Source organism: Streptomyces bicolor, assembly GCF_000719285.1.
In the GTDB taxonomy this organism is placed as follows: domain Bacteria; phylum Actinomycetota; class Actinomycetes; order Streptomycetales; family Streptomycetaceae; genus Streptomyces; species Streptomyces bicolor.
In genome coordinates this window covers 93,830-106,565 of the sequence record NZ_JOFS01000030.1, presented here as the reverse complement: position 1 = coordinate 106,565, position 12,736 = coordinate 93,830, and the positions used below count along the sequence as shown (strand labels likewise).

Genomic DNA, 12,736 nt, shown 5'->3' with positions numbered 1-12,736 from the left:
CCCGGCAGTCGATCAGCGCGGTGCCCTGGCCGGCTGCCCGTAGTGGTCGGCCACCACCCGCGCCATCGCCCCGATCCGGTCCGTCGCCACGTCCTTCGCGGCGAAGAAGACATGCCCGTTCGGCTCCGGGTGCTCCTTTGCCAGGGTGAGGTGCCGGGACAGCTCGGCCGGGTCCTGCCAGGCCGCGGGCTGCGCCGGATCACCGGCCTTGTACAGCGCCTCACCGATGTACAGCTGCGTCCTGCTGCCCCGCGCGACCTCAGCCCACCAGGGCACGAGCTTGGCGTAGTCGGCGGCGGCGAAGCCGATGTTCCAGTACAGCTGCGGGCAGATGTAGTCGATCCAGCCCTCGCGGACCCACTTGCGGGTGTCCGCGTACAGGTCGTCGTATGTCTGCACCCCTGCCCGTGAGTCGGAGCCGAGCGGGTCGGTGGCGGCGTTGCGCCACACGCCGAACGGGCTGATGCCGAACTGCGTGGTGGGCCGGATCCGCCGGATGCCGGCCGCCATCTCGATGACCAGCTTGTCGATGTTGTCCCGCCGCCACGCGGCCCGGCTCGCGAAGCCGCCGCCGTAGCGGTTGTAGGCGTCGGTGTCGTCGAAGGTCTGGCCCGCCACCGGATAGGGGTAGAAGTAGTCGTCGAAGTGGACCCCGTCGACCTGGTACTTCTCCACCGCGTCGAGCATCGCCCGCTGCACGAAGGTACGGACCTCGGGCAGCCCCGGGTTGTAGTAGAGCTTGCCGCCGTACGTCACCACCCACTGCGGATAGCGGCGGGCGGGGTGGGATTCGGCCAGCCTGCCGGGGTCCGTGTGGTTGGCGATGCGGTACGGGTTGAACCAGGCGTGCAGCTGCAGACCACGGGCGTGGGCCTCCCGTACGGCGGTGCCGAGCGGGTCCCAGCCGGGGTCCTGGCCCTGCGTACCGGTGAGGACCTGCGACCACGGCTCGTACGGCGACGGCCACAGGGCGTCGGCCGTGGGCCGCACCTGGAGGATCACCGTGTTCAGACCGCGGTCCGCCGCCCGGTCCAGGTGAGCGACCAGCTCGTCGCACTGCTCGTCCGGGGTCAGCCCCTGCGCGGAGGGCCAGTCCCGGTTCGCCACGGTCGCCACCCATACACCGCGCATCTCCCGGATCGCCCGTCGCCGGCCCGGCTCCGACCCGCCCGCCGTGGCGGCACTCGCCGCCATCGCGCCGCCTGACGCCACGAGTGCCGACAGGGCGGTCACCGTGAACGCCCGCCGTGACAGCCGTGACTTCCGGTGCAGCATCTCTTCGTACCTCCGTGTGCCGTGGTCAAGGGCCCACCCACCGCAGATCCGCACTTATGGGATCGCGCCCGCGCCAGCTTTTCATGAGGCACCCGAACGATCGATCAAACTTCGCCGAAGGTAACGTGCAGGTTTGGAGCAGGCGTCGAACAACGGCGGACCTGCCGCAGTCGTGGATCAGCGAAGGGGACGATGTGACCGGCATCTCCGGAGATATTGCACGCGTCGGCGTGGTGGGCTGCGGCCAGATGGGAGCGGGCATCGCCGAGGTGTGCGCCCGCGCCAGCCTGGACGTGAAGGTCGCCGAGACCACCGGCGAGGCCCTGGAGATCGGCCGTACCCGGCTGTTCACCTCCCTGGCCAAGGCCGCCGAGCGCGGCAAGATCAGCGACGAGGAGCTGGACGCCACGCAGGCGCGGCTGTCCTTCACCACCGACCTGGGCGAGTTCGCCGACCGCGATCTGGTGATCGAGGCGGTCGTCGAGAACGAGCAGGTGAAGACCGAGATCTTCCAGGTGCTCGACCAGGTCGTGACCCGACCGGACGCCATCCTGGCCTCCAACACCTCCTCGATCCCGCTGGTGAAGCTGGCGGTCGCCACCTCACGCCCCGACCAGGTCATCGGCGTCCACTTCTTCAACCCGGCCCCGGTGCAGAAGCTCGTCGAGCTGATCCCCGCCCTCACCACCTCCGAGGGCACGATCGCCCGCGCCCAGGCCTTCGCCGAGAAGCTGCTGGGCAAGCACGCCATCCGGGCCCAGGACCGTTCCGGCTTCGTGGTCAACGCACTGCTGATCCCCTACCTCCTGTCGGCGATCCGGATGTTCGAGTCGGGCATCGCCAGCCGCGAGGACATCGACAACGGCATGGAGCTCGGCTGCGCCCACCCGATGGGCCCGCTGAAGCTGTCCGACCTGATCGGCCTGGACACGGTCGCCTCCGTGGCGGAGAGCATGTACGAGGAGTACAAGGAGCCGCTGTACGCCGCTCCCCCGCTGCTGCAGCGCATGGTCGACGCGGGCCGGCTCGGCCGTAAGACCGGCTCGGGCTTCTACACCTACGGCTGATTACAGACGGTCAGATTCCGGCCAAGCACACGGGCCCGGCACCGCGAAGGTGCCGGGCCCGCGTCATTCACACACCGTGTGCGCGCCGGGCCCGCATATGCCCCTCGCACACTCTCCCCATGCGTCCACCAGGCGAGTTCACTTTCCCTGCGCATGCAAGGGATGACAGACGACTACGGAAAGGAGCGGACTGTGACCGCCGATCCCGAGCATCCGGTCGTGTCCGGAGAACTCGCAGAGTTACGACGTCGCCTCGACGTCGCCTACGCCCGTGTGGAGGGCGGGCTGGCTCTGCTCACGCACCGCAGCGAGGAGACCGCCAAGGAACTCGACGAGCTGAACACCCGGATCCACACACTGGAACACACGCGCTGGCCGCTGCCCGCGGTCGCCGCCCTCACCGCCGTGGGTGCTCTCGTCGTGGCGATCTGGCAGGCGATCGGACATTAGCCGAGCCTGAGATGGTGCAGCATCAGTAACGCGGCCGCCATGTTGGCGGCCGGGACCTCCCCACGGGCGACCATGTCGGGGACGAGCTTGAGAGGGACCCATTCCCGGCGGTCCGACTCGAAGTCGTCCACGGGATGTCCGACGTACTCGCCCTCGTCGGCCCAGTAGATGTGGTGCCGGGCGTCGGTGAGCCCGTTGGAGGGCTCCACGCTCATGAGGTGGTGCAGGGGTCCCGGCCGCCAGCCGGTCTCCTCCTCGAGCTCCCTGGCGGCCGCGCGGACGATGTCCTCGCCGTCCTCGACGACGCCCGCCGCGAGTTCCCACCCCCAGCTGTCGGTGATGAAACGGTGGCGCCACAGAAGGAGGACCTCATTGGCCTCGTTGACCACTGTGGCCACGGCGACCGGCCGCATCCGTATGAGGAAGTGGTCCAGGTGCCGGCCGTCGGGCAGCTCCACGTCTGCCAGGTTGACGGTGAACCAGCGGTTTTCATACACAGTTTGTTCGTCCTGTTTCGTCCACTGCACGGTTCTGCCACCTTCCGTCGAGTAAGTGGCAATATCGCAGCAGGGACTATGAGATGTCGGGGCTCCAGTACTTGCCTACAGCGGTACGCGCAGTGCCCCGTCGATGAGTTCGGCGGCTTCGGCGGTGCCCGCACTGCCGCTGCGCACGAGGTGTTCGCGTACCGCCCGGAGTCTGTCGCGCAGGCGCTGGGACTCCATTCCCCGCGCCTGCTCGGCCATCTGCACCGCCGTGGCCACCGCCTTGTCGGCATTGCCCTGGCGCAGCTCGATCGTGCTGAGCATGGCCAGCCGGTGCACCCGGCCCCGGTCGTGGGCGGGATTGTCGACGGCGGCCGCGGCGTGCTCCCCGGCGGCCGCCAGCTCCCCGAGGCTCAGCAGCGCCTCCGCCACCTGGACGTTGACGAGCCCGGGCTGGACATAGCCCGTTTCGTCGGGTTCGTATCCGCGGTGGATACGTTCGGCGGCCTGCTCGGCACGCCGGATGCAGGACAGGGCACTCGTGCCGTCGCCGAGGTGGGCGTACGCCTTCGCCTGCATCGCGTACAGGTCGGAGGCGAGCGCCGGGGTGATGTGCTTGCCGGCGGCCCGCAGCGCGGCCTCCGCGAAGGCGACGGCCTGCCGGAACTCCCGCATGAACAGCGCCTGGTTGACCAGCAGCGCGATCACATACGCGCCGAGCCCCCGGTCCCCGCTCGCCTTCGCCAGCCGCAGCGCCTGGTGGAAGTAGCGCTGGGCGAGCCCGTGCGCGTCCGAGTCGTACGCGCAGATGCCCGCGACGGCCACCAATCCCCCCGTGGCGCGGTGCAGTTGACGTCCCGTGGCGTCGGTGTAGCTGCCGCGCAGCAGCGGGGCGGCCTCGGCGTTGAGGAATCCGACGATCCGGGTGCGGGTCGCTATGCCGCCCGCCTTCCGGTACATCTGCTCGTAGTGGGTGCGGGCGGCCCGCAGCATCTCGATGTCGGCGGGCGTGACCCGGTGCCGTCCCCCGCGCGAGACGTCGACGTCCTCGGGCGGGTTCTCCCACTCCCACACGGGCATGACGGCGGGCGTGCCCGTGACCGCGGGCGCTCCCAGGATGTGGGGGCGCTGCTGCTCGTCGGAGCGCCACAGGGCGGTGGCCCGCTCCACGAAGCCGGACAGCGAGGTGGCGTGGGCGGTGGACGGTTCGCCGGGTACGCCCAGTCCGATGTCGTCGAGTGTGACGGTACGGTGCAGCCGGGCGGCGAGCACCTCGCAGATCAGGTCGGGCACCTGACCGCGCGGCCGCTGGCCCTTCAACCATCGTGCGACGGCGGTGTGTTCGTATCTCAGCGCGAGCCCGCGCGCCCGCCCCGCCTGGTTCACGTGCGCTGCCAGCCCCGCGTGCGAGATCCCGGCCTCGTCCAGGATCGCGTCGAGCAGAGTGTTGGGCTGCATATATGCCCCCCGGGTGGCTCGGTGCCGACAGAGTAGTGCGAACCGCTTCACACGGGGTGTGAAGCGAGTGCCCGAATCCGTAGCGTGCGCGCGCTGTTGCGGAGAGTTTCCATCCGGTTGACTGAAATGCCTCGCAAGAGGCCGGCCGGGCCGCCGGCTCCCCCTCGTACACTGCGGCGGCCCGCATCCGCGCCGTCCGCCCAGCTGCCTGCCCGACACTCCGTGGCGGGGCGGACGGCGACCAATCGCCGTTGCGTCAAAGGTGGTTGGTCGGCTGCGGGTTCGTTGTGGCTGGTCGCGCCCCGGCGGCGGAGCCGCCTATGTCACAGCCCCGCGCCCCTGAAGGTTGGCTGCACTGCAGCCTCGTTCGGTCGTTCCGTAGGACCAGTAGTGCTATGTCGTCTGCCGGCCTTCCTCCTGTGTGGCGGAGTAGGGCCGTGAAGAAGGTGCGCAGCATTGTCTGTGGAGTGGTCGGGGCATGGCGTACGACGTCGATGAGCGCCGCCTGCAGGGAAAAGAACCGGCCTCTTGCATCCCTGGCGTCCTCGACACCGTCCGTGTACAGGACCAGGGAGTCGCCGGGCTGCAGCGTGCCGCAGCTCAACGCGGGCAGGTCGGCGGGGAGCGGGAAGGGCCCCAGGGGTGGAAGGGGATCGGCTCGGGCGAGGGATTCAACGCTGGTGCCGCTCAGCAGGTAAGGCCAGGGATGACCGCAGTTGAGGGCGGTGATCTCGCCGTCCTGTCCGATCTCGAGCAGCAGGACGGTGACGAACTCCTCGGCGACCGGGGTGTCGGGCTCCAGGCCCGAGGCGGGGTGCTCGTCCCGAGCCCGCTCGCGCAGGTGGCGGGCCAGGGCACGGTCCAGCCTGCGCAGCACCCGGCTCAGGTCGGGTTCGTCGTGGACGGCCTCGCGGAAGCTGCCGAGGAGGGCGGCCACCGTGCCTATGGCCGCGATGCCGTGGCCCCGTACGTCGCCCATCACCGCCCGCACGCCGTGCTCGGTGGCGATGACCTCGTACAGGTCACCGCCTACACAGGCACTGCGATCCGCGGAGAGCTGGGCGGCGGCGACGTTCAGCCCGTCGATGCGCGCGGGGAGCGGCCGCAGCAGCGCGTTCTGCGCGGCCCCGGCGACCTTGCGGACCTGCCGAAGCTCACGCAACAGGGCGTGCCGGACGTGCAGGATCAGCCCGGTCCCCACGGCGAAGAAGACGGCGCTGGTGACGACCCGAGCACCGAAGCTGTCCTCCTGCGCGAGCGGACAGGCCAGCTTGTACGTGATCGCCATCGCGCCCCAGACGGTGGGCAGCCCCATCGCCAGCACCTTCCGGGGAACCCGAGCCTTGATGCGGAACATGCCGATGGCCCCCCAATAGGCCCTGACAACGCAAAATCGGACCGACCTCGAAAGGCCGGTCCGATTCTGTCGAGAGATGCCCCGGAAGTACCAGATCACCCAGAGAAGTCACCCTATTGAGTGAGGTGACTGCAACGCGCCACCCTTGGGCGAACTAACCCCTCAAAACCGCCCCCGTACGCTCGCCCGCCAGGGCAACCGCGGCGTCCCGGGCAGCCGAAGCCTCATCGACGGTCAGCGTCCGATCCCCCGCACGGAAGCGCAACGCATACGCGAGCGACTTCTTGCCATCACCCAGCTGCTCGTCATTGACGTACACGTCGAACAGCCGGATTCCCTCGAGGAGTTCACCCGCACCCTCACGAAGCGCGGCCTCCACCTCCGCGGCCGGCACCGGCTTGTCCACCACGAGGGCGACATCCTGCGTGGCGACCGGGAACGTGGAGATGCTCGGCGCCTGCGCGACCCCGTCCCCGACCTGCTCCAGGGCGTCGAGGTCGAGCTCCATCGCACAGGTACGCCCAGGCAGACCCAGCGCCTTGAGCACCCGCGGGTGCAGCTCACCGGCATGCCCGATGACCCGCTCCGCACCGTCGACGGTGATCGCCAGCTCGGCGCACCGACCCGGGTGCCACGGCCCGTACTGTCCGGCCCGCACGATCAGCTCGGCCCCGGCCTCCCGCGCGACCACACGTGCCGCCTCGACCGCGTCGGCCCACCCGGCCGGACGGCCATCGCCCCACCAGCCCGCCTGCTCACGCGCACCGGCGAGGACGACAGCGACGTGCCGCGGCTGCTCGGGCAGCACGGCGTTCAGCGACGCGATCTCCTCGTCGGTCGGGCGGCGGTCGACCGGCAGATGCCCGGCAACGCGCTGCTCCTCACGCGGCTGGAAGACCAGCCCCGTCTCGAACAGGGCCAGATCGTGCGAACCCCGGCCGTCATTGCGCCGCAAGGCACCCAGCAGCCCGGGCAGCAGCGACGTGCGCAGCGCGGGCTCCTCGTCGTTGAGCGGGTTGACCAGCTTGACGACGCGGCGGGCCGGGTCGTCGGCCTCCAGGCCGAGCTGGTCGAAGACCTGCTCGCCGACGAACGGGTAGTTCGGCGCCTCGACATAGCCCGCACCGGCCAGCGCGCGGCCGACCCGGCGGTGCAGCCGCTGACGGTGGGTCAGGCCACGGCCGGACGGCGGCTTGGGCAGCGTGGAGGGCAGGTTCTCGTAGCCCTCCAGGCGGATGACCTCTTCGGCCAGGTCGTTCGGCTCGAGCAGGTCGGGCCGCCAGGACGGCACGGTGACGATCAGCTCGTCCTGCCCGTACACGTCGCAGCCGATCTCCTGCAGCCGCCGTACGACGGTCTCGCGGCCGTACTCGACGCCCGCGACCTTGTCCGGGTGGTCGGCCGGGCTGGTGATGGTGTGCGGGCCGGACGGCGTGACGACCTCGGTGACACCGGCCTCGGCGGTGCCGCCCGCGAGCAGCACCAGCAGGTCCACCGTGCGCTGAGCGGCCGCAGCGGCCGCCGCCGGGTCGACGCCGCGCTCGAAACGGCGGGACGCCTCGGAGGACAGCTTGTGGCGGCGGGCCGTACGCGCGATCGCGACCTGGTCGAAGTGCGCGGCCTCGATCACGACGTCGGTGGTCGCGTTCTCCACGTCGATGGGGGTCCCCCCGGTCGAGTCCATTCGAGACTGGGGGAGGTCGGCGATCTCCGTGTTGGCGCCGCCCATGACGCCCGCGAGGCCGATCGGACCGCGCTCGTCGGTGATCACCAGGTCCTCGGCGTGCAGCTTGCGCTCGACGCCGTCGAGGGTGACGAGCTTCTCGCCCTCCTCGGCCCGGCGCACACCGATGGTGCCCTGGACCAGGTTGCGGTCGTAGGCGTGCAGCGGCTGGCCAAGCTCCATCATCACGTAGTTGGTGATGTCGACGGCGAGCGAGATCGGACGCATGCCGACCTTCTGCAGGCGGCGCTGCAGCCAGATCGGGGAGCGCGCCTCGGGGCTCAGGCCGGTCACCGTGCGGGCGGTGAAGCGGTCGCAGCCGATCGGGTCGGAGACCTGCACCGGGTAGCCGAAGGCGTTGGGGCCGGGGACGTCCAGCAGTGCGGGGTCGCGCAGCGGGCGGCCGTAGGCGATGGCGGTCTCGCGGGCGACGCCGCGGATGGACAGGCAGTCGCCGCGGTTGGCGGTGACGGCGATGTCCAGGACCTCGTCGACCAGCTCGAGCAGCTCGATGGCGTCCTTGCCGACCTCGGTCTCCGGGGGCAGCACGATGATGCCGTGCGTGCCGTCGTCGCCCATGCCCAGCTCGCTGGTGGAGCAGATCATGCCGTGCGAGACACGGCCGTAGGTCTTGCGCGCGGCGATCGCGAAGCCGCCGGGCAGCACGGCGCCGGGGAGTACGACCACGACCTTGTCGCCGACCTGGAAGTTGCGGGCGCCGCAGATGAGTTCCTGGGGCTCGCCGGTGCCGTTGGCCTGGCCGACGTCGACGGTGCAGAAGCGGATCGGCTTCTTGAACTCCGTCAGCTCCTCGATGGTCAGCACCTGGCCGACGACGAGGGGGCCCTTGAGGTCGGCGCCGAGCTGCTCGACGGTCTCGACCTCCAGACCGGCGGAAATGAGCTTGGCCTGGACGTCGCGCCCGGTCTCCGTCTCCGGCAGGTCGACGTACTCCCGCAGCCAAGAAAGCGGGACCCGCATCAGATCTCCATCCCGAACGGCCGGGTGAACCGGACGTCACCCTCGACCATGTCTCGCATGTCTTCGACGTTGTGGCGGAACATCAGCATCCGCTCGATGCCGAACCCGAAGGCGAAGCCGCTGTACTTCTCCGGGTCGACGCCGCAGGCGGTGAGCACCCGCGGGTTGACCATGCCGCAGCCGCCGAGCTCGATCCAGCCTTCGGAGGAGCAGGTGCGGCAGGGGCGGTCGGGGTTGCCGACGGACTCGCCGCGGCAGACGTAGCACACCATGTCCATCTCGGCGGACGGCTCGGTGAACGGGAAGAAGTTGGGCCGCAGCCGGGTCTTCATGCCCTCGCCGAACAGGGACTGGACCATGTGGTCCAGGGTGCCCTTGAGGTCGGCCATGGTGAGGCCCTCGTCCACGGCGAGCAGCTCGACCTGGTGGAAGACCGGGGTGTGCGTGGCGTCCAGCTCGTCGGTGCGGTACACGCGGCCGGGGCAGATCACGTAGACCGGCAGCTCGCGGTCGAGCAGGGAGCGGATCTGCACGGGCGAGGTGTGGGTACGCAGCACGACACCGGACTCGCTGCCGCCGTCCGGGCCCTCGATGAAGAAGGTGTCGGCCTCGCCGCGCGCCGGGTGGTCCGGGCCGATGTTCAGCGCGTCGAAGTTGAACCACTCCGCCTCGACCTGCGGGCCCTCGGCGACCTCGTAGCCCATGGCCACGAAGATGTCCTCAATGCGCTCGGACAGGGTGGTGAGCGGGTGGCGGGCGCCGGACGGTACGCGGTCGTAGGGCAGCGTGACGTCCACGGCCTCCTCGACCAGCACCCGCTGGTCGCGCTCGGCCTCCAGCTCGGCCTGGCGGGCGGCGAGGGCCTTGTTCACGGCGCCGCGGGCCTGGCCGACGCGCTTGCCGGCCTCGGCCTTGGCGTGCGGGGGCAGGGCGCCGATCTCGCGGTTGGCGAGAGCCAGCGGGGAGGTGCCGCCGGTGTGGGCGACCTTGGCCTCCTGGAGCGCGTCGAGGGAGTCCGCGGCGGCGAAGGCGGCGAGCGCCTCGTCCCGCATGCGCTCGATCTCTTCCGGTTTCAAGGCCTCGACCTCTACAGGGTCGTACGACTTATTCGGTGCCGACATCTCTTCCCGTGCTTCCGATTGGCTGGCTGAAGTGCCCCGTCTTCGACCGGGAGACGATTCGTCCCTGGTTCTGGACACAAAGGTGCCAAAGGCCGAGTCTAACGGGGTTGAGGTACGCGGATGCGCCCGTGGTGCCTCAGGCCATGAAGGCCGGTGCCGCCACGGGCAACGTAAATCGGAACTGTGCGCCGCCGCCGGGGGCGCGGCCGACCTCGATGGCGCCGCCGTGTGCCTCGACGATGCCCTTGACGATGTAGAGCCCGAGGCCCGTGCCGCCGCGCTTGCTGCCCCGCCAGAAGCGGGTGAAGACGCGGTTCATGGACTCCTCCGGGATGCCGGGCCCCTCGTCGCTCACGGTGACCGACGTGCCGGTGTACTCGTCTTCGCGCGGGGACGCCGTGGCCGTGATGTCAATGGTGACCGTTCCGTCGCCGTGCCGCACGGCATTTTCGATGAGGTTACTGAGCACCTGGTCGACCTTGTCGGGATCGGCCCACAGGGCGGGCAGCGGCTGCTCGATGCGGAGCAGGAACCGGTCGGCGGGCTGGCCGGCGGCGACGTACGCCTGGATGTGCCGGCCCACGGCCGCGCCGATGTCCACGGGCTGGCGCCGTACCTCCAGCCGCCCGCTGTCGATCCGCGAGATGTCGAGCAGCTCGGCGATGAGCCGGGTGACCCGGTCGGCGTCGGCGTCGACGGTCTCCAGCATGAGCCGCTTCTGGTCGTCGGTGAACCGTTCCCACTTGGCGAGGAGCGTGGCGGTGAAACCCTTGACCGAGGTCAGCGGCGAACGCAGCTCGTGCGCGACGGTGGCGATCAGCTCGGCGTGACTGCGCTCGGTGCGGCGGCGGGCCTCGGTGTCGCGCAGGGAGACGACGACACGGTGCACCGGCCCGGCCGGTTCGCTCCGCACGTACCGCACCGAGACGAGCACCTCACGCCCACCGGGCAGGAGGAGATTGCGCTCGGGCTGCCTGCGCCTGATGGCCAGCCCGCCGTACGGGTCGGTCACCTGCCACCAGCGCCGCCCGTCGAGGTCCTCTAACGGCAGGGCCTTCTCCAGCCGCTTCCCGAGGGCGTCGGCGGCGGGGACGGCGGTGATGCGCTCGGCGGCGGCGTTGAAGCAGATGACGTGCCCGTGCTCGTCGGCGACTACGAGGCCGTCGGGCAGGTCGTCAGGATCGATTCCGAGCCCCGGGAGATCACCGGCATCACCGGGCCGGGACGTGGACGGCCGCCGCACCCCCCGTGCCCCCGGTGCGCTGCTCGTGCCGACACTCATCCCCGTACCCCACCTCTCACGACGGCTTTGGGGCCCCCGAGCTGGTCACCCTACTAGCTCTCGGTGACGGTGCGGCACCCTGCGGTGCCGCGCTGTGCACGGGCCGACGCATAGAGACATACGGCGGCGGCGGTGGCGAGGTTCAGGCTCTCGGCCTTCCCATGGATCGGTACGCGCACGACGGCGTCGGCCAGCGCACGGGTCTCCTCCGGAAGCCCCCACGCCTCGTTCCCGAAGACCCAGGCGGTCGGCCCGCCCATGGTCCCCTTGTCGAGCTCGTCGTCGAGGTCCCGGTCGCCCGCACCGTCGGCGGCGAGGATCCGCACCCCGGCATCCCGCAGCCCGGCCATGGCCCGCTCGACGGGCACGCCCACGGCGACGGGAAGGTGGAACAGGGAGCCCACCGAGGCCCGTACGGCCTTGGGATTGTAGAGATCCACCGACGCGTCGGTGAGTACGACGGCCTCCGCCCCGGCGGCATCGGCGCACCGCAGCACGGTCCCGGCGTTCCCCGGGTCGCGGACGTGCGCGAGTACGGCGACGAGCCTGGGCCGGGCAGCGAGGATCTCGTCGAAGGGGGTGTCGATGAACCGGCAGACGCCGACGAGCCCCTGTGGCGTCACGGTGGTCGAGATGTCGGCGATCACCTGCTCGTCGGCGAGATGTACGCGGGCACCGGCGGCCCGGGCCTCCCCGATGATGTCGGCGTACCGCTCCGCGGCCTCGACGGTCGTGAACAGTTCCACGAGCGTGGACCCGTAGGCCGCCGCCTCCCGCACGGCCTGCGGCCCTTCCGCGAGAAAGAGCCGCTCCTTGCTCCGGAAGTTCCGCTTGGCGAGCCGCCGGGCGGCGGAGACGCGGGGGGAACGGGGGGAGATCAGCTCGGGGGCGCCGGCAGGCATGGGGCTCACTTTCGGTGTCTCTGTCCGCCGCGACGGCGATCAACCACGACGGCGGCGTTCGGCGGTGCCGAACCCGCCGCACTACTCAACACAACGGACCCGCAGGCAGAAACCCACGGGTCCGTCCAGTCACGTCGGCTCAGGCCGAGCGTGGCGTCACGCGGCCTTCGGCGCGTTGACGTCGCTCGGGAGCGCCTTCTGGGCGACCTCGACCAGCGCGGCGAACGCGCCCGCGTCGTTGACGGCCAGCTCGGCGAGGATCTTGCGGTCGACCTCGACGTTGGCGGCCTTCAGGCCCTGGATGAAGCGGTTGTAGGTGATGCCGTTGGCGCGGGCAGCGGCGTTGATGCGCTGGATCCACAGCTGACGGAAGTCGCCCTTGCGCTTCTTGCGGTCGTTGTAGTTGTAGACCAGCGAGTGGGTGACCTGCTCCTTGGCCTTGCGGTACAGGCGCGAACGCTGACCGCGGTAGCCGGAGGCCTGCTCGAGGATCGCCCGGCGCTTCTTGTGGGCGTTCACTGCCCGCTTGACGCGTGCCACTTTTTAACTCCTTGTAGCGGGGCCGCGGTTGGACTCACACGGCCCGGTATCGATTGGGTCCCGGTCCAGACGTACGGCGCTCAGTCGAAGCGCCG

11 protein-coding genes are annotated in these 12,736 nt (G+C 70.4%); 2 read left to right on the top strand and 9 right to left on the bottom strand.

Annotated features, from left to right (window positions below):
• Positions 1 to 12: 12 nt before the first annotated feature.
• The gene (locus tag IF78_RS0132110) at positions 13 to 1,275 is read right to left on the bottom strand and encodes a glycoside hydrolase family 10-like protein (protein WP_031486728.1); all 1,263 of its coding nucleotides are present in this window, start codon (positions 1,273 to 1,275) and stop codon (positions 13 to 15) included.
• A 194-nt stretch (positions 1,276 to 1,469) separates the two neighbouring features.
• On the opposite strand from IF78_RS0132110, the gene IF78_RS0132105 reads away from it, so the two are divergent.
• Positions 1,470 to 2,342 (top strand): 3-hydroxybutyryl-CoA dehydrogenase, encoded by an 873-nt coding sequence (locus IF78_RS0132105; RefSeq protein ID WP_031486727.1) that lies wholly within the window; start codon positions 1,470 to 1,472, stop codon positions 2,340 to 2,342.
• Between the two features lie 192 nt (positions 2,343 to 2,534).
• Positions 2,535 to 2,792, top strand: a complete 258-nt coding sequence (locus tag IF78_RS0132100) for a hypothetical protein (protein ID WP_031486726.1) — start codon at positions 2,535 to 2,537, stop codon at positions 2,790 to 2,792.
• Here IF78_RS0132100 and IF78_RS0132095 read toward each other — a convergent pair.
• The 8 genes from IF78_RS0132095 to rplT form a co-directional block, all read right to left on the bottom strand.
• A complete protein-coding gene (locus IF78_RS0132095; RefSeq protein ID WP_031486725.1) occupies positions 2,789 to 3,319 on the bottom strand; it encodes an NUDIX hydrolase in 531 nt (176 codons plus the stop codon). The genes IF78_RS0132100 and IF78_RS0132095 overlap by 4 nt on opposite strands.
• Before the next feature lie 75 nt (positions 3,320 to 3,394).
• Positions 3,395 to 4,735, bottom strand: coding sequence for an NsdA family TPR-like regulatory protein (locus IF78_RS0132090; RefSeq protein ID WP_031486724.1), 1,341 nt, complete (start codon positions 4,733 to 4,735; stop codon positions 3,395 to 3,397).
• A gap of 256 nt (positions 4,736 to 4,991) precedes the next feature.
• A complete protein-coding gene (locus IF78_RS0132085; RefSeq protein WP_031486723.1) occupies positions 4,992 to 6,092 on the bottom strand; it encodes a PP2C family protein-serine/threonine phosphatase in 1,101 nt (366 codons plus the stop codon).
• 154 nt (positions 6,093 to 6,246) lie between these two features.
• Positions 6,247 to 8,796 carry a phenylalanine--tRNA ligase subunit beta gene (gene pheT, locus IF78_RS0132080; protein WP_031486722.1) on the bottom strand — a complete coding sequence of 850 codons (2,550 nt, stop codon included), beginning with the start codon at positions 8,794 to 8,796 and terminating at the stop codon, positions 6,247 to 6,249.
• Entirely contained in the window at positions 8,796 to 9,917 is a 1,122-nt protein-coding gene (gene pheS / locus IF78_RS0132075; RefSeq protein WP_031486721.1) for a phenylalanine--tRNA ligase subunit alpha, read from the bottom strand. The genes pheT and pheS overlap by 1 nt, the downstream gene beginning before the upstream one ends.
• A gap of 136 nt (positions 9,918 to 10,053) precedes the next feature.
• Positions 10,054 to 11,199, bottom strand: a complete 1,146-nt coding sequence (locus IF78_RS0132070) for a sensor histidine kinase (protein ID WP_031486720.1) — start codon at positions 11,197 to 11,199, stop codon at positions 10,054 to 10,056.
• A gap of 53 nt (positions 11,200 to 11,252) precedes the next feature.
• Positions 11,253 to 12,101, bottom strand: coding sequence for a TrmH family RNA methyltransferase (locus IF78_RS0132065; protein WP_031486719.1), 849 nt, complete (start codon positions 12,099 to 12,101; stop codon positions 11,253 to 11,255).
• A gap of 156 nt (positions 12,102 to 12,257) precedes the next feature.
• Entirely contained in the window at positions 12,258 to 12,641 is a 384-nt protein-coding gene (gene rplT, locus IF78_RS0132060; RefSeq protein ID WP_004002577.1) for a 50S ribosomal protein L20, read from the bottom strand.
• Positions 12,642 to 12,736 lie beyond the last annotated feature (95 nt).

Excerpts from the sequence above, each read along its gene's own strand:
- pheS (WP_031486721.1), bottom strand. The coding sequence starts at position 9,917 with ATGTCGGCACCGAATAAGTCGTACGACCCTGTAGAGGTCGAGGCCTTG.
- IF78_RS0132110 (WP_031486728.1), bottom strand. The coding sequence starts at position 1,275 with ATGCTGCACCGGAAGTCACGGCTGTCACGGCGGGCGTTCACGGTGACC.
- pheT (WP_031486722.1), bottom strand. The coding sequence starts at position 8,796 with ATGCGGGTCCCGCTTTCTTGGCTGCGGGAGTACGTCGACCTGCCGGAG.
- IF78_RS0132090 (WP_031486724.1), bottom strand. The coding sequence starts at position 4,735 with ATGCAGCCCAACACTCTGCTCGACGCGATCCTGGACGAGGCCGGGATC.
- IF78_RS0132065 (WP_031486719.1), bottom strand. The coding sequence starts at position 12,101 with ATGCCTGCCGGCGCCCCCGAGCTGATCTCCCCCCGTTCCCCCCGCGTC.
- IF78_RS0132070 (WP_031486720.1), bottom strand. The coding sequence starts at position 11,199 with ATGAGTGTCGGCACGAGCAGCGCACCGGGGGCACGGGGGGTGCGGCGG.
- IF78_RS0132085 (WP_031486723.1), bottom strand. The coding sequence starts at position 6,092 with ATGTTCCGCATCAAGGCTCGGGTTCCCCGGAAGGTGCTGGCGATGGGG.